Origin of the sequence: Rhizobium laguerreae (assembly GCF_002008165.1) — a bacterium.
Classification (GTDB): Bacteria; Pseudomonadota; Alphaproteobacteria; order Rhizobiales; family Rhizobiaceae; genus Rhizobium; species Rhizobium laguerreae.
Genome location: NZ_MRDM01000032.1, coordinates 161339 through 177235, shown reverse-complemented (window position 1 = coordinate 177235; position 15897 = coordinate 161339). Strand labels below are relative to the sequence as shown.

General features: G+C 62.1%; 15 protein-coding genes. 8 read left to right on the top strand and 7 right to left on the bottom strand.

All coding sequences use genetic code 11. From position 1 onward, the window contains the following. The first annotated feature begins 63 nt into the window (after positions 1–63). The 3 genes from BS630_RS34690 to hflX all read left to right on the top strand — a co-directional run bounded on the left by BS630_RS34690 (position 64) and on the right by hflX (position 2685). The gene (locus BS630_RS34690) at positions 64–927 is read left to right on the top strand and encodes a D-amino-acid transaminase (RefSeq protein ID WP_077981085.1); all 864 of its coding nucleotides are present in this window, start codon (positions 64–66) and stop codon (positions 925–927) included. Positions 928–1039: 112 nt separating this feature from the next. Next, positions 1040–1282: an RNA chaperone Hfq gene (hfq, locus tag BS630_RS34685; protein WP_003539403.1), complete on the top strand. Its 243-nt coding sequence runs from the start codon at positions 1040–1042 to the stop codon at positions 1280–1282. A 77-nt stretch (positions 1283–1359) separates the two neighbouring features. Next, entirely contained in the window at positions 1360–2685 is a 1326-nt protein-coding gene (hflX, locus tag BS630_RS34680; RefSeq protein ID WP_077981084.1) for a GTPase HflX, read from the top strand. 47 nt (positions 2686–2732) lie between these two features. Here the strand turns inward: hflX and mazG are convergent, their stop codons facing one another. Both mazG and BS630_RS34670 read right to left on the bottom strand, forming a co-directional pair. Next, positions 2733–3578 carry a nucleoside triphosphate pyrophosphohydrolase gene (gene mazG, locus BS630_RS34675; RefSeq protein ID WP_077981083.1) on the bottom strand — a complete coding sequence of 282 codons (846 nt, stop codon included), beginning with the start codon at positions 3576–3578 and terminating at the stop codon, positions 2733–2735. 50 nt (positions 3579–3628) lie between these two features. Next, positions 3629–4216, bottom strand: coding sequence for a deaminase (locus BS630_RS34670; RefSeq protein ID WP_077981082.1), 588 nt, complete (start codon positions 4214–4216; stop codon positions 3629–3631). 268 nt (positions 4217–4484) lie between these two features. Between BS630_RS34670 and cysG the strand changes: the two genes are divergently transcribed. From cysG to BS630_RS34645, 5 genes are read left to right on the top strand one after another with little or no spacing between them, the layout of a single operon-like run. After that, complete coding sequence (gene cysG / locus BS630_RS34665; protein ID WP_077981276.1) at positions 4485–5921, top strand: siroheme synthase CysG; 1437 nt, start codon at positions 4485–4487, stop codon at positions 5919–5921. 2 nt (positions 5922–5923) lie between these two features. After that, positions 5924–6238 (top strand): DUF2849 domain-containing protein, encoded by a 315-nt coding sequence (locus tag BS630_RS34660; RefSeq protein WP_011651871.1) that lies wholly within the window; start codon positions 5924–5926, stop codon positions 6236–6238. A gap of 8 nt (positions 6239–6246) precedes the next feature. Then, positions 6247–7917 (top strand): nitrite/sulfite reductase, encoded by a 1671-nt coding sequence (locus BS630_RS34655; protein ID WP_077981081.1) that lies wholly within the window; start codon positions 6247–6249, stop codon positions 7915–7917. A 10-nt stretch (positions 7918–7927) separates the two neighbouring features. After that, positions 7928–8440: a DUF934 domain-containing protein gene (locus BS630_RS34650; RefSeq protein ID WP_077981080.1), complete on the top strand. Its 513-nt coding sequence runs from the start codon at positions 7928–7930 to the stop codon at positions 8438–8440. A 37-nt stretch (positions 8441–8477) separates the two neighbouring features. Continuing rightward, positions 8478–9689, top strand: a complete 1212-nt coding sequence (locus tag BS630_RS34645) for a UbiH/UbiF family hydroxylase (protein WP_077981275.1) — start codon at positions 8478–8480, stop codon at positions 9687–9689. Here the strand turns inward: BS630_RS34645 and BS630_RS34640 are convergent. From BS630_RS34640 to BS630_RS34620, 5 genes are all read right to left on the bottom strand, one after another. Further along, a complete protein-coding gene (locus BS630_RS34640) occupies positions 9657–10619 on the bottom strand; it encodes an AEC family transporter (protein ID WP_077981079.1) in 963 nt (320 codons plus the stop codon). The two genes, BS630_RS34645 and BS630_RS34640, sit on opposite strands and share 33 nt — an antisense overlap. Positions 10620–10844: 225 nt before the next feature. Continuing rightward, positions 10845–11780, bottom strand: a complete 936-nt coding sequence (locus BS630_RS34635) for an MBL fold metallo-hydrolase (protein WP_077981078.1) — start codon at positions 11778–11780, stop codon at positions 10845–10847. Between the two features lie 209 nt (positions 11781–11989). Beyond that, a complete protein-coding gene (locus BS630_RS34630) occupies positions 11990–12478 on the bottom strand; it encodes a cupin (protein ID WP_077981077.1) in 489 nt (162 codons plus the stop codon). A 297-nt stretch (positions 12479–12775) separates the two neighbouring features. Then, positions 12776–13567, bottom strand: coding sequence for an SDR family NAD(P)-dependent oxidoreductase (locus BS630_RS34625; protein WP_077981076.1), 792 nt, complete (start codon positions 13565–13567; stop codon positions 12776–12778). Positions 13568–13812: 245 nt separating this feature from the next. Continuing rightward, positions 13813–15342 carry an aldehyde dehydrogenase (NADP(+)) gene (locus tag BS630_RS34620; RefSeq protein ID WP_077981075.1) on the bottom strand — a complete coding sequence of 510 codons (1530 nt, stop codon included), beginning with the start codon at positions 15340–15342 and terminating at the stop codon, positions 13813–13815. Positions 15343–15897: the final 555 nt, after the last annotated feature.

Below are 15897 nucleotides of genomic sequence, written 5' to 3'. Positions count from 1 at the left end.
TGTATCCGGCGCGGCCGACGCCGCGCCGCGTCCCATATTGCTTTCCGGAAGACCAGGTTTCCCATGCCGAGAATTGCCTATGTGAATGGCCGTTACGTCAAGCATTCCGATGCCAGCGTGCATATCGAGGATCGCGGCTACCAGTTTGCCGATGGCGTCTATGAAGTCTGCGAGGTGCGCCACGGCTATATCGTCGACCTCACGCGCCATCTGAACCGTCTCGACCGTTCGCTTGGTGAGTTGCGCATCGACTGGCCGATGGGCCGGGCGGCACTGACGCAGGTCATTCGCGAGACGCTGCGCCGCAACCATGTCCGCAACGGGCTTTTCTACATGCAAGTGACACGCGGCGTCGCCCGCCGCGATCATGTCTTTCCGGCCGAGGGAACGCCGCCCTCGCTTGTCATTACCGCCAAAAGCACCGACGCCAGGGTTATCGCCGCCAAGAATGCCAACGGCATCCGGGCGATCACCCTTATCGACAATCGCTGGGACCGCGTCGACATCAAGTCCATCGGCCTGCTGCCGAATGCCATGGCCCGCCAGCAGGCCAAGGAGGCCGGCGCCCAGGAAGCGATCTATGTCGACGGCGACGGCATGGTGAAGGAAGGGGCGGCGACCAATGTCTGGATCGTCGATCCGGACGGAACGCTGGTGACGCGACCGGCCGAACACGGCATTCTGCGCGGCATTACCCGCACCACTCTGATGGATGTCGGGGCCAAGCTAGGGTTGACGATCGCGGAGCGGAATTTCTCCGTTTCCGAGATGCTCGCGGCCCGCGAGGTCTTCCTCACTGCAGCCACAAGCATTTGTTTTCCGGTCGTTTCCGTCGATGGCCAGGCCATTGCCAACGGTCATCCAGGCAGCGTTTCGCAGAAAGTCCGCGAGGCCTTTTTCGACGTTGCGGAAAAGATTGCGATTTGATACCAAGATTTGCTGGACAGGTGGAATGAGGATGCCACCGGTCTTCGCATTGTGAGGTTGATTGATATTCTACCGGCCAGATCAGGTCGGCAATAAAGAAAGAAGCGGCGCGATGGCGGAACGTTCTCAGAATCTTCAGGACTTATTTCTCAATACTGTTCGAAAGCAAAAGATTTCCCTGACAATCTTTCTGATCAACGGCGTGAAACTCACGGGCGTTGTTACGTCTTTTGACAATTTCTGTGTTCTTCTTCGCCGTGACGGCCATTCGCAGCTGGTGTATAAGCATGCGATCTCGACGATCATGCCGGGCCAGCCCATGCAGATGTTTGAGAGCGAAGAAGCCGCGTCCTAACAGGATCAGCCGTCATTTCGACACGCGATACCAAGAACGATTCGATCATCCCTGAGGCCGCCAAGCACAGGGACGACATGCGCGCGACTGTCGTCGTGCCGGTTCTGAAATCGCGCAGCCGCGGCGGTCAGAGCGAATCGGCCTCGACCCGCACGCCGGAAAGCCGGCTCGAAGAGGCGACGGGCCTTGCCCAGGCGATCGATCTCGATGTCGTCCACGGCTCGATCGTCCCGGTCAATGATCCGAGACCGGCTACGTTGCTTGGCACCGGCAAGATCGAGGAGATCAAGGCGCTGCTCGACGAGCGCGATTCCGGTCTCGTCATCGTCGATCATCCGTTGACGCCGGTGCAGCAGCGCAACCTCGAAAAGGAATGGAACGCCAAGGTCATCGACCGGACGGGCCTTATCCTCGAAATCTTCGGCCGCCGCGCCTCCACCAAGGAAGGCACGCTGCAGGTCGACCTCGCCCATCTGAATTATCAGAAGGGCCGCCTGGTCCGGAGCTGGACCCACCTTGAACGCCAGCGCGGCGGCGGCGGCTTCATGGGCGGTCCCGGCGAAACCCAGATCGAAGCCGACCGGCGGATGCTGCAGGACCGCATCATCAAGCTCGAGCGTGAACTGGAACAGGTCGTGCGCACCCGCCAGCTCCACCGCGCCAAGCGCCGCAAGGTGCCGCACCCGATCGTGGCGCTGGTCGGCTATACCAATGCCGGCAAGTCGACGCTGTTCAACCGCATCACCGGCGCCGGCGTGCTGGCCGAAGACATGCTCTTTGCCACGCTCGACCCGACGCTTCGGCGCATGAAGCTGCCGCACGGCCGCACCGTCATCCTCTCCGACACCGTCGGTTTCATCTCCGACCTGCCGACCCATCTGGTCGCCGCCTTCCGGGCGACGCTGGAAGAGGTGCTGGAAGCCGATCTCATCCTGCATGTCCGCGACATGTCCGATGCCGACAACCAGGCGCAGAGCTCCGACGTGATGCGCATCCTGAACGATCTCGGCATCGACGAGCCCGAAGCCGAAAAACGGCTGATCGAGGTCTGGAACAAGATCGATCGGCTGGAGCCCGAGGTGCACGACACCATGGTGCAGAAATCGGCCGGCGCCAGCAACGTGGTGGCGGTTTCCGCCGTCAGCGGCGAGGGTGTCGACACGCTGATGGAAGAGATCAGCCGCAGACTGTCAGGCGTGATGACCGTGGCAACGATCCGACTTCCTGTTGATAAGCTGGCGCTGCTGCCCTGGCTTTACGATCACGCGATCGTCGACAGCCGCGAGGATAATGAGGACGGCACGATCACGCTCGATCTTCGCCTCTCCGAAACCGAGGCAACCGAACTCGAACGCCGCATCGGCAACGGACAGAAGTCTTCAAAGGAAGATTGGGAGCGGTAAGGCATTCCCTTCCCCCCGGGGGGAAGGGAGATGTGGCAACGTTCCGCTTACTCAACCCCCGACGTCACAGCTCTTTCAATCGCCTTCGCCGCCTGCCAGATTTCTTCCATGCGTTCGAGAGTGGCTGCCTCCAGCGTCTCGCCCTCTGCTTCAAGAACCTGTTCTATATGGCTGAAGCGACGCCGGAATTTCGTATTCGTGCCACGCAGCGCCTGTTCCGGATCGGCCTTCACATGCCGGCCGATATTGACGACTGCGAAGATCAGGTCGCCGAGTTCGTCGCTGACTTTTGCCTGATCGCCTTCGCGAAGGGCTACCCGCAATTCGCCGATCTCCTCCTCGATCTTGTCGAGGATCGGCTCGGGCGCTGACCAGTCGAAGCCGACCTTGGCGGCGCGTTCCTGCAGCTTCAGCGCTTCCGTCAAAGCCGGGAAGCTGCGCTGCACCGAGCCGAGGAAGCCGCTATTGAAGTCCTCGGTGATGCCACGCCGTGACCGTCGCTCGGCGCGCTCGCGTTTCTCCGCCTGCTTGATCTCGTCCCATTGTCTCTTCACCGCGTGCGGCGTATCCGCCGCCGAGCGGGCAAAGACGTGCGGGTGGCGACGGATCATCTTGGCGGTGATGGCGTTGACCACGTCGCCGAAGGAAAATTCGCCGGCCTCTTCGGCCATGCGGGCGTGAAAGACCACCTGCAGCAGCAGGTCGCCCAACTCGTCGCAGAGATCGTCCATATCGCCGCGCTCGATCGCGTCGGACACCTCATAGGCCTCCTCGATCGTATAGGGCTTGATCGTCTCGAAGTTCTGCACGATGTCCCAGGGGCAGCCGGTTTCGGGATGGCGCAGCGCCGCCATGATCTCGATCAGCCGCGAAATGTCTTTGGAAGGTTGCATGTTGCCTCGGTTCAGCAGGCTTCAGTTCAAGGACCTCAGTTCAGGGCCCCTCAGTTCAATGGAATGTCGTTGGCGCTCTTCGACGACTGGTAGCTGGTCGACAGCGCGTCGTAGCGCGCCTTGATGCGGGCGGTCTGCGTCTTCAGCGCGGTCTTCAGCATAGCCTCTTCGGTCTCGACGAGATCGGCAATGGCAAAGCTGTTCCAGAAGGCGTTTTGCCTGCGGTAGCCGCCGGGTTCAAGCCCGAAGACCTCCTTCAGGATCTTCAAATCGTGTGGAATGGCGAAGGCGTCGCGCGAATCCTCATGGCTGAAAAAATAGTAGAAATTGTCGAAGCCGGCCCAGGTGATCGCCGACATGCACATGGTGCAGGGCTCATGCGTCGACAGGAAGATCAAATCCTTGGTCGGCGGCTTGTCGCCAAGCTCGTAAAAACGCTTCAGCGTATGGACCTCACCGTGCCAGAGCGGGTTTTCCAGCTCGTTATTTGTCTCGGCGACGACAAGCGAAAGATCGGATTTCCTTAAGATCGCCGCACCGAACACCTTATTGCCAAGCGAAACGCCACGCTCCGTCAGCGGCAGGATATTGTCTTCCATGACCGAAAGCAGGCGGGAGGCAACGGTCTTATCAGGCATGAGGGCCCTCCAGTTTTCCTCAGTCTATCGCCTTGGCGGCGCGAGCGAAATGCGTCATGCACCGGTGGACGTCTTTTGTCACAGGCTTTATACTGCATTGCAGCAAGCGGGCTGGGAATATGCGGCTTTTTGGCCGCACGGGTGACTTTTCTCAAATCATTGACGGCACGAGCAAAAGAATACCCGCTTGCTTGGGCTTTCGAATTTCTGTTCCTTCAATCCCTTGTCGATCAAGGGCATATTCCGGCAACCTCGAAGTGGATTGATGATGCCTCCCAAGACTGAACAGCTTTCGGTATTTCCCGCCTTCTTTCGCGTGGAAGGCCAGAAGACGGCTGTCTTCGGCAATGGCGACGAAGCTTTCGCCAAGGTGCGGCTGCTGCTGAATACAAGGGCGCGGATCGTTGCCTATGCCGACCGGCCGGAAGCCGACTACCACGCCTTCCTGATTGCCAACCGCATCGAGACCGTGCGCGCTGCCTTCTCCGCCGAACAGGTCGAGGGCTCGGCGCTCGTCTTCGCCGCAACCGGCAATGAAGCCGACGACCGCGGCATCGTCGATGCCGCCCGCGCTGCCAGAATTCCGGCCAATGCCGTCGATAAGCCCGATTACTGCGATTTCTTCACGCCTGCGCTGGTCAACCGCGCGCCCGTCGCCGTGGCGATCGGCACCGAAGGGGCAGGGCCGGTTCTGGCGCAGATGATCCGCGCGCAGATTGACCAGCTTCTTTCGCCCTCGCTCGGCCGCCTTGCCGGGCTGGCGACGAGCTACCGTAAGGCCGTCGAACAACTGATTCCGAGAGGCGTCTCCCGCCGGGTCTTCTGGCGCCGCTTCTTCTCCGGTGCGGTTGCCGATGCGGTCGCCAACGGCAACCTGCCGCAGGCCCGCCATGCCGCCGATCGGCTGCTGCACGCGATGGACAAGGTCGCCGGCCACGTCTGGCTGGTCGGAGCCGGTCCGGGTGCCGAGGATCTGCTGACGCTGCGCGCCCAGCGCGTGATGATGGAAGCCGACGTCATCGTCTATGATGCGCTCGTGCCGCAGGCGATCGTCGATATGGGCCGCCGCGATGCCGAGCGGCTTTCCGTCGGCAAGCGGAAGGGCTGTCACTCGAAGTCCCAGGAAGAAATCAACGACCTGCTGGTCGATCTCGGCCGCCAGGGCAAGCGCGTCGTGCGCCTGAAATCCGGCGATCCCTTGGTCTATGGCCGGGCAGGCGAAGAGATGGCGGCACTGCGCGCTGCCGGCATCACTTATGAGGTCGTGCCTGGTATCACCTCGGCTTTCGCCGCCGCTGCCGATTTCGAGCTGCCGCTTACGCTGCGCGGCGTCGCCTCCTCGCTGGTCTTCACCACAGGCCATGATCTCACAGGCGACGTGCTGCCCGATTGGGCAAGCCTTGCCGTTTCCGGCGCGACGATCGCCGTCTATATGGGGCGCACGGTTGCCGCCTCCGTCGCCGAGCGGCTGATGCAAGCGGGCATCCCCGCCGAAACCACCGTCGCCGTCATCGAAAATGCCAGCCGCGCTGAGCGCCGCCTGCTGCATGGCACGCTTGCCGATCTGCCCGATCTGCAGCACCGCGATGAATTGACCGGACCTGTCATGGTCATCATCGGCGATGCGGTCGCCGGCGCCAATTTCGAACTGTCCGAGCCACTGGTGCGCGCAAACACCCGGCTCGAGGAACTTGCAAGGAGCTGAATATGGGTGACAAGGTTCTGACCGCCAACCGGCTGACGGACGGCATTGCCGTCTGGCTGGATGCGAACGGCAAGTGGTCCACCTCGCTGCAGGAGGCGCTCGTTGCCCGTCATGCCGAAGCCGTCGCGGCGCTGGAGGCGATCGGCAAGAAATCCTATGCCGACAACGAGGTCGTTGACGTCGCCGTCGTCGACGTTCAGGAAACCAACGGCATTCTCTGGCCGCTTCGCCTTCGCGAGCGCATCCGCGCGCAAGGCCCGACCATGGAATATGCCCCGGGCTACGCTCCTGCCGATCCCGAATTCATTGCAGTCTGAGGAAGACGATGTACCGTTACGACGAATTTGACCATGCCTTTGTTACCGAGCGCGTCGAGCAGTTTCGCGATCAGGTCCAGCGCCGCCTTTCCGGCGAGCTCGCCGAGGACGCGTTCAAGCCGCTGCGCCTGATGAACGGCGTATACCTGCAGCTCCACGCCTACATGCTGCGCATCGCCATACCCTATGGCACGCTGAGCGCGCGCCAGTTGCGCATGCTCGCCCATATCGCCCGCACCTATGACCGCGGCTATGGCCACTTCACCACGCGCCAGAACCTGCAGTTCAACTGGCCGAAACTGTCCGATATTCCCGATGCGCTTGCCGACCTTGCCAGCGTCGAAATGCATGCCCTGCAGACCTCGGGCAACTGCATCAGAAACGTCACGGCCGATCATTTCGCCGGTGCTGCCGCCGATGAGGTCGCAGATCCGCGTCCTTACGCCGAAATCCTGCGCCAGTGGTCGTCGGTCCACCCGGAATTCTCCTTCCTGCCGCGCAAGTTCAAGATCGCCGTCACCGGCGCCGAGCGCGACCGCGCCGCAATCCAGGTCCATGATATCGGCCTGCATGTGAAGAAGAACGACAAGGGCGAAATCGGTTTTGCCGTCTATGTCGGCGGCGGCCAGGGCCGTACGCCGATGATCGCCAAGCTGATCCGCGACTTCCTGCCCGAGGAAGACCTGCTCTCCTACACCACGGCGATCGTGCGCGTGTACAATCTGCACGGCCGCCGCGACAACAAGTACAAGGCCCGCATCAAGATCCTCGTGCACGAAACCGGCACCGAGGAGCTGACACGCCAGGTGGAGGCTGAATTCGCCGCGCTGAAGGATACCGAGCTCAAGCTGCCGGAAAAGGACGTGCAGTCGATCTCTGCCTATTTCGCGCCGCCTGATCTGCCCCAGCGCGCCGAAGGCTGGGAAAACCTTGCCCGTTGGAAGAAGGCCGATTCCGGTTTCTCCCGCTGGGTCCAGCAGAACGTGCAGCCGCACAAGAACCCCGACTACGGCATGGTGACGATCTCGCTGAAGCCGATCGGCGGCATTCCGGGCGATGCCTCCGATGCGCAGATGGACGCGATCGCCGATCTCGCCGAGGAATATGCCTTCGACGAAATCCGCGTCAGCCATGAGCAGAACCTGATCCTGCCGCATGTGGCACTTGCCGATCTCGAAGCCGTCTATCGCGGCCTCGTCGCCATCAATCTCGCCGAAGCCAATGCCGGCCTGATCACCGATATCATTGCCTGTCCTGGGCTGGACTACTGCGCGCTGGCCAATGCGCGCTCCATTCCGCTGGCGCAGGAAATCTCCCGGCGTTTCGGCAATGCCGAACGCCAGGCAGAGATCGGCGAGCTGAAGATCAAGATCTCCGGCTGCATCAATGCCTGCGGCCATCACCATGTCGGCCATATCGGCCTGCTCGGTGTGGAAAAGAAGGGTGCCGAACTCTACCAGATCACGCTCGGCGGCTCCGGCGACGAACACACCTCGATCGGCGAGATCATCGGCCGCGGCTTCGAGCCGGACCGGGTGACCGACGCGATCGAGACGATCGTCGACACCTATCTCGGCCTGCGCCTCGATCATTCCGAGAACTTCCTCGCCGCTTATCGCCGCGTCGGACCGCAGCCTTTCAAGACCGCGCTCTACGGCTCGGCCGCCGAAGCGGCATAAGGAGGGGATGATGACGAAGATCTGGAGAGAAACCGGTTTTGTCGAAAACGATCCCTGGGTGATCGAAACCGACGAGGTGAAGGCGACCGAGGAGCAGAAGCCGCTGCTCGGCCTCGACGAGATGATCGCCAAGGCCGACGAAAGCAACGATGTCGGCCTCGGCGTGCTGATCAAGCCGGCCGACGACGTGCGCCGGCTGGAGCCCTATCTCTATCGCCTCGAAATCGTCGCTGTCGCCTTTCCGGCTTTCAATGACGGCCGCGCCTTCAGCCATGCCTCGCTGCTGCGCCAGCGCCTGGGTTACACCAACGAGTTACGCGCCGTCGGCGATGTGCTGATCGATCAGATCCCGCTGATGCTGCGCGTCGGCATCGACAGCTTTGCCGTTACCAACGTCACGGCGCTGAAGCGGCTTTCCGAAAACCGTCTTCCCGCCATTCCCCATCATTATCAGCCGGCAGTGCGTGACGCCGAAGCCGGCAAGGGTTATAGTTGGCGCCGTCAGGCGAAGCCGGCCGCATGAGCGGCTGGGCCGCCGTTTTACGATGGCGGATGATAGCATGAAGACATTCGAAGTGGCGGTGATCGGTGGCGGTCTGGCCGGCATGATCGCCGCAATCGCGCTGGCGCGCGGCGGCCGCAGCGTGGCGCTGATTGCCCCCGTAGCTCCCAAAGAGGACCGGCGCACCACGGCGCTGATGGATCAGTCGATCCGCTTCCTCGACCGCCTGGCGCTCTGGGAAAAGCTTCGTCCCGCAGCCGCCCCTCTCACCAGCATGCGCATCGTCGACGGCACCGACAGGCTGCTGCGCGCGCCGACCACCACCTTCCGCGCGGCCGATGTCGGCCTGGACGCCTTCGGCTACAATTTCCCCAACAGGGCGCTGATCGATACCCTCGAGGAGGCCGCCGCCGGCGAGGGCAATATTACCCGCTTCACCGATATGGCCGAATCGATCGAGATATCAGCCGTGTCAGTCTCGATTACCCTTACCGGCGGCGAGACGCTGTCGGCCGATTTTGCCGTCGGCGCCGATGGCCGCGGCTCGAAGCTGCGCGAGACCTCAGGCATTGCCGTGCGCAACTGGTCCTATCCGCAATCGGCCATGGTGTTGAATTTCGCCCATTCGCTGCCGCACCAGAACATCTCGACCGAATTCCACACCAAACATGGGCCCTTCACCCAGGTGCCGCTGCCGGGGAGCCGCTCCAGCCTGGTCTGGGTGCAGAATCCCGCTGAGGCGGCGAGCCGCATGGAATTGCCGCTTACCGAGCTCGGCGCTCTTGTCGAGGCGCGCATGCAGTCCATGCTCGGTAAGGTTGATGTGGAGGAGGGCGTCCAAGTCTGGCCGCTGTCGGGAATGATGGCGCATCGTTTCGGCAAGGGACGCATTGCGCTGATTGGCGAGGCCGCCCATGTCTTCCCGCCGATCGGGGCACAGGGTTTGAACCTTAGCCTTCGCGATATCATGGCGCTTGCAGATATCCTCTGCGACCGGGCGGAATTACCGGTACCGGCCGACGCCGGCGAAAGCTTCGACCGCAAGCGCCGCGCCGATATCATGACGCGCACGGCCAGTGTCGATCTTCTCAACCGCTCGCTGCTCTCGGATTTCCTGCCCGTCCAGATGCTGCGGGCTGCCGGCCTGCATATCCTCTCGGCGATACCGCCGCTGCGCAATATCGTGATGCGCGAGGGCATCGAGCCCGGCCGCGGCTTTCGCGATATTCCCGATGCGCTACGGGAAAAGCTGAAGCGGAAGAAGGCCTGAGCGGATCACGATCAGCCAGAGCGAAACAGTCACCACCGAAAACACCGTCGTGATCAGGATCGTCGCCGAGGCGCGCTCCTGCCAGACGCCATATTGCTGGCCGATGACGAAGACGTTGGTCGCCGTCGGCAGGCAGGCGAGCAGCACGGCGGCCTGAATCCAGACCGGCTCGAAACTACCCACCGCCGTCAGCGAAATGAAAACCGCGATCGGATGCAGGATCAGCTTCGCCGGCACGATATAGGAGATTTCTGCCGGGATCCGCTTCAGGGGCCGCAGCGCCAGCGTCACGCCCATGGCAAAGAGCGCACAGGGAGCCGCCGCCTGGGCGAGATAGTCGACGAGGCGCTGAAACGCCAGCGGCTGGTCGATGTGCAAGGCGGCCACCGCAAAGCCTGCCGCCGTCGACAGGATGAAGGGATGCAGCGCGACCTTCCGGACGATATCGGCGACAAGCTGGCCTGTTGAACGCTTGTCATCGCCGGCAGCTGCCATCAGTGCCGGCGCCACGACGAAATGCAGCGCGTTTTCGAAGCAGATGATCAGAGCCACCGGCACCGCCGCACCCTCGCCGAGCGCCAAGAGCGCCAGGCCCGGTCCCAAATAGCCGATATTGCCATAGGCGCCGGCAAAGGATTGGATGGTGCAATCGGCAAACGAATTGCCGCGTAGCAGGCGGCCGATGGCGAAAAGCAGGATGAAGACTGCATAGGTCGCCGCGATATCGGTGGCGATGAAATCGACGCGTGTCAGCTGTTCGATCGGCGTGCGCGAGACCAGCTTGAAGAACAGAGCGGGCAGGGCGGCATAAATGATGAAGGTGTTCAGCCAGCCGAGCGTTTCGGCCGGCTGCTTCGTCGCCTTGGCGGCGATGTAACCGATCAGGATCAGGCCGAAGAACGGCAATAGCAGGCTGACGATTTCGGCCAAGAGGTCTTCCGGGGCGCGGGGATGATCGGCGGGTAGGGATCTGAGTTAAGCAATTCCAACGAAACTGTGTAGCGGTTTTTGCGCCCGGAATTGCGCAGAAACAAGAGCAATTCCAGCAAAAGTGTGTAGCGGTTTTGCGTCCGGAATTGCGCAGAAACAAATCGATAGAGCGTGGACTCATTCACGCGATGAGTACACGCTCTAAGATCCCAACCCGACAAGCGATCAGTAGTCCCAGAAGGCCGCCACCCAACGAAAGGCGTCGCCGTCGACCGCCACCCGGCCGACGGATGGGAACGGCAGGTGGGTGGCCACCAGTTGCTCGCCGGTCTCCGCCAGCTCCCGCAAAAGACGGATCCGAACGCGCGCCGCCTCCTCGGGGTCGTGCTCGAAGCCGTTGAACCAGTCTGGGTGCTCAAAGCCGACCGCGAATACGGCGTCGCCGGCAAACATCAGCCGGTCGCCGCCGGACGCCAGGCGGATCACGCTGTGCCCCGGGGTGTGGCCGCCGGTGCGATGGACGACCACGCCCGGCGCCACCTCGTACTCGTCATCGAACAGCCTGAAATGGCTGCGATATTCTTCGGCGAACCGCGTGGCAGTCGCCCGAAGCGCGTCCGGGAACCCCGGTGGCATAGAGACCCGGGAGAAATCGGGCGCCTCCCAGAATTTGACCTCAGCCGCCGCCACGTGGATGCGTAGGTCCGGACGCAACTGGTCCTTCACCCCGTCGACGAGCAGCCCGCCAATATGGTCCATGTGCATGTGGGTCAGCACCACGTCGGTCACCGACGCAAGATCGATGCCGGCAGCTTCCAACCGTTTGATCAGCTGCCCGGCCCGCGGCAGATGCAGGTCCGGGTCGATCCCCAGCCCTGCGTCGAGGAGTATGGTCTGGTCGCCGCTGCGCACCACGACCACGTTCAGCGCCCAGTCGAAAGCATCCGCCGGCAGGAACATGTCTTTCAGCCAGGCCGCTCGGACGGCGGGATCGATGTTGTGTCCCAGCATCGCGGTAGGGAGCGGTAGCACTCCATCGCTGACCACCAGCACCTCAATCTCGCCGACCCGCACCGCGTAGCGCGACGGAACCAATTCGTCGAGCTGAGGTCTGCCGGTGTGTGCGGTGTTTTCCAGGCTCATCTTTGTCTCAAGGTTCATGTTCGTCTCCTTCTGACCGCCGCCTCAAACACGGCATCGACGACGCTACATGGAGGCGTGTTTGCGATCGATTGGTCGAGGGGCAAGGACGAGTGGGGCCGAGGGACAGGACAAGCCATACCACGGCATAGGTGCAGGCCTGGCTTTTTACTGCCGGCGTGGTGCTGATGGAGGTGGAGTCGATCAGATCAGCGAACGCGGCAAGCCTGCTACCGCCATTTCTCGACGAGAAATCCCGATGGTCCTTGAACGGGATCGGTGTGGGGTAGGGGTACTGACGAGATTTTCGTCAGCGTTTCGCTTGAAGCAGCCGAAGTCTGAATGTCGGCATGCTGTCCCTTAGGATAAGCGCCGATGACCTGGAAGTTCGACGTGCAGCCGAGATTCTGATGCCCTGTCCCGGCAGGAAGCACTAGACAGTCTCCGGCCGCCACCGCTATTGCCTGCCCCTCGGGACCACCAATCAGCAGCGTGGCGCTACCAACTGCAATTCCCAGCACTTCATGGGCACCGGAATGGTAGTGCTGATAATCGAAGACACCGTTTCTCCAGATGCCTGTCCAACCGTTTGCCGCGAAGCGACCTTCGAAATCGGTCGGTCCGCTGTCGGCAAACAGCCCTTTGTAAAGCAATACAGGAAGATGCGGGTTGTTCGGGACCCAGTCGCTCGGCCCGAAAATGATCGTCTCGATGTTCATGCTGAATTCCCAAGCTAGTCGCCGATTGCCGCGACGCGACGGCGATCGAGTCGTCGACGTTGTTCGCCCAAGTCTCTCGCTGCGTCTTCCATTGAACTCATCTGCGCTGATGTTCTCGAGGCTAAACCTTGGCGGTCGCCAGCGGTTCCTTGACGTGCCGTCTTTTCGATAAGCTACTGGTCTGCGAAGAGTGAGAATTGGAGGGCTTTGGAAAGGCCACCGAATAGCCCGCCACCGCAGCGCATCGCGGAGACAACTTCCGACGAAGACGGTGCAGTGGCCGGTCGGTGGCGTCAGTCAGAGCGTGTCGATCAGGCCTCCGTCCACGCGCATCGAAGCTCCAGTCGTTGCGGACGCCAAAGGGGAGGCCAGATAGGTTACGAGATTGGCAATTTCCTCGACGCTCGCGGCCCGTTGGATGATCGAACCGGCGCGGTGCTTCTTGACGAAGTCCGCCGCCACCTCCTCGATCGGTTTCCCCGTCTTCACACGTTCCTCGGCGAGCATCGCCTCGACGCCTTCCGAAAGCGTGGGGCCGGGAAGGACGGAGTTCACGGTGACACCCGTGCCAGCCATGCGCTTGGCAAGGCCGCGGGCAACCGCAATGTCTGCGGTCTTGCTGACACCATAGTGGATCATCTCGACCGGAATGTTAAAGCCGGATTCAGACGCGATGAAGATGACGCGGCCCCAATCGAGCTTCTGCATGCCCGGAAGATATGCGCGCGAAAGCCTGACGGCGGACATGACGTTCACCTGCCAGTGGCGGTCCCATACCTCGTCGCCCGCATCGAAGAAGTCTAGCGGCTGGAAGATGCCCGCGTTGTTGATGAGGATGTCCACGTGAGGAACTTGGGCGACAAGAGCGTCACATCCGCCAGCGGTTGCGAGATCCGCTGCCGCCGCGGTCACGCTTCCCTTGGCGCCTTCGCCTTTCAGGCGGACGGCGGCTTTTGCGGTCTTTTCTTCGGACCGGCCGTTGACCACCACGTCCGCACCCGCCCTCGCGAGCTGGCGGGCGATTGCGTATCCAATGCCTTCAGTGGATCCGGTAACCAGAGCGGTCTTGCCTGTGAGGTCGATCTGCATCTTGTGCTCCTGTGAGGTTGGATGACAGAACGTATGAACTGGCGACCGGTCTCGCAACAGCCTACGATGCGGATAAGCCTTCCCCTTCGACTGGGCGGCCGCTGGGCCTAGTCACAGGCACCGCGCAGATCATCGCGGGTGGCGGGCAAAAAGCTACGATGGCCGCTAGAACAGCGGCAGTCTGACCTGCGTCGTGGATGCATCGATCGCATCCACGACATTCTGTTGCCCGAGGCTAAACGCGCTTAGAATAGTTTGAGCGGCTCGGGAAGCAGATCTATCGGAAAGTCCTGATAGGAGACCGGGCGCAGGAAGCGGTAGATCGCCATGGTCCCGACCGAGGTCGATCGTCCGTCCGATGTGGCTGGATAGGGTCCGCCATGGACCATCGCCGGGGAGACCTCGACCCCCGTTCCGAAGCCGTTGACGAGAAGTCGGCCCGCGAGCAGCTCCAACTGCGAGATCATCGGCGAGGCGGCCCCGATGTCTCCAGCGTCCACGTGCAGGGCGATGGTCAACTGACCTTCCAGGGATCCCACGACCCTTCGCAATTCCTCGTCGTCACGGCAGCGGACGATCAGTCCCGAGGCGCCGAAAACCTCTTCCTGAAGTTCCGGATTCGCGAGGAATGCAGCCGCGGTCGTCTCGAAGAGCGCCGCCGCTGCCTGATGGGGCGTTCCGTCTTTTCCCGCGGCCACTTGCGAGACGGAAGACGATGACGACAGCCTTGCGACGCCATTGCAGTATGCGTCAAAGATGCCACCAGTCAGCATTGTTTGAGCCTGCGATTCCGAAAGCGCTGCGGCGGCACTCTCGATGAAGGCGTCGAGGCCCGCACCCTCGACGGCGATGATCAGCCCAGGATTGGTGCAGAACTGGCCAGCGCCGAGGGTCAGAGAGGATACGAACGATTTTCCGATCTCCGCTCCTCTGCTCCGAAGTGCGTTGGGATAGAGGATGACAGGATTGATGCTGCTCATTTCGGCGTAGACGGGTATCGGCTGCTTCCGCTCCGACGCGATCTTCATCAGCGCGGTGCCGCCGCGGCGCGAGCCCGTGAAGCCGACGGCGCGTATGCGGTGGTCGGCGACCAGGGTCTGACCGACCTCGAATCCCGCGTCGAACAAAAGCCCAAACGTCCCCCGCGGAAGGCCGCATGCAGCAACCGCGTCCGCGACGGCTCTGCCGACCAGCTCGGACGTGCCGGGATGGGCGGAGTGCGCCTTGACGATAACCGGGCAGCCCGCGGCGAGGGCGGAGGCGGTGTCACCGCCAGCGACAGAGAAGGCGAGGGGAAAATTCGATGCCCCGAACACCGCGACAGGGCCGAGGGCAACGTTTCGCAGCCGAAGGTCCTGCTTTGCAACCGGCCTGCGCTCCGTATCGGCCGGATCGAAGCGAAGTTCCTGAAATCTGCCGTCGCGAACCTCCTTGGCGAACAGGCGAAGCTGTCCGACGGTCCTGGCGCGCTCTCCCTCGATGCGGCCGCGTGGCAGGCCAGTCTCGTCAATCGCTCGCAGGACGAGATCGTCGCCGAGTGCGACGATGCCTTCGGCGATTGCTTCCAGGAACCGAGCCCGATCATCGAGCGACGTCTCCTTGTAGATCGGGAAAGCGTCCCACGCCAAACTCGTGGCCTCTTCCACCTGCTCCTTCGTCGCACCCGCGAAGCGCGGTTCCATCGGGTTGCCGTTGGCGGGATTGATTGCGGAGAATGCCGCGGCCGCGCCGCGCACGTTCGCGCCGCCGATAAGAAGGTCGCCGGAGAGTGTCATCGTGGATCCTTTCAAAATGAGAAGCCATGGCCGCCCTCGCCATGCTGAATGGAGGCTCTGCGTAACCGTCGGCGTACGGCTGTCGAACTCACATAGGCATCGACGGCGGGCATGCCAACCCTTCGCTCGTTAAAAGTATTACTTTTCAATTCATGCCAAATCGGCGCGCGCATGGCGACCGCCGGATGCTAATGGCTTGACCAGTCCCGCTCCGATTCCCTGCGAAGCCCCGGGATAACCACGGTTTTAAGCACGCTCATGCCTGCCTCCGTTTGGGCGACGCGGGTGGCCTTCGTTCACCTAGCGGCGCCATGCGCTGACCGGTTGTGTGCGGAGGCAGCCGGACACGGTTTGCGTCGTCTTCCGCTTTGCCGGGACAATCGCGCCGAAAACCGTGCCACGATATTGTACGAAGGTGTCTCCGATACGTTCGGATCGGGTGCCGCCTTGGGCACACCAAGGTACAATAGACGTGAGGAATGGCCGGAGGTATCACCCGAGCAGCACCACGGATGATTGGAGTTCACATGACCCGCTGGCCGGATCGTCCTCGAT

Bases quoted from the DNA above. Each gene is read 5' to 3' on its own strand.
- BS630_RS34635 (WP_077981078.1), bottom strand. From the start codon at position 11,780: ATGAACCTTGAGACAAAGATGAGCCTGGAAAACACCGCACACACCGGC.
- BS630_RS34625 (WP_077981076.1), bottom strand. From the start codon at position 13,567: ATGCAGATCGACCTCACAGGCAAGACCGCTCTGGTTACCGGATCCACT.
- BS630_RS34690 (WP_077981085.1), top strand. From the start codon at position 64: ATGCCGAGAATTGCCTATGTGAATGGCCGTTACGTCAAGCATTCCGAT.
- mazG (WP_077981083.1), bottom strand. From the start codon at position 3,578: ATGCAACCTTCCAAAGACATTTCGCGGCTGATCGAGATCATGGCGGCG.
- BS630_RS34620 (WP_077981075.1), bottom strand. From the start codon at position 15,342: ATGACACTCTCCGGCGACCTTCTTATCGGCGGCGCGAACGTGCGCGGC.
- BS630_RS34660 (WP_011651871.1), top strand. From the start codon at position 5,924: ATGGGTGACAAGGTTCTGACCGCCAACCGGCTGACGGACGGCATTGCC.
- BS630_RS34655 (WP_077981081.1), top strand. From the start codon at position 6,247: ATGTACCGTTACGACGAATTTGACCATGCCTTTGTTACCGAGCGCGTC.
- hflX (WP_077981084.1), top strand. From the start codon at position 1,360: ATGCGCGCGACTGTCGTCGTGCCGGTTCTGAAATCGCGCAGCCGCGGC.
- cysG (WP_077981276.1), top strand. From the start codon at position 4,485: ATGCCTCCCAAGACTGAACAGCTTTCGGTATTTCCCGCCTTCTTTCGC.
- hfq (WP_003539403.1), top strand. From the start codon at position 1,040: ATGGCGGAACGTTCTCAGAATCTTCAGGACTTATTTCTCAATACTGTT.
- BS630_RS34645 (WP_077981275.1), top strand. From the start codon at position 8,478: ATGAAGACATTCGAAGTGGCGGTGATCGGTGGCGGTCTGGCCGGCATG.
- BS630_RS34670 (WP_077981082.1), bottom strand. From the start codon at position 4,216: ATGCCTGATAAGACCGTTGCCTCCCGCCTGCTTTCGGTCATGGAAGAC.
- BS630_RS34650 (WP_077981080.1), top strand. From the start codon at position 7,928: ATGACGAAGATCTGGAGAGAAACCGGTTTTGTCGAAAACGATCCCTGG.
- BS630_RS34630 (WP_077981077.1), bottom strand. From the start codon at position 12,478: ATGAACATCGAGACGATCATTTTCGGGCCGAGCGACTGGGTCCCGAAC.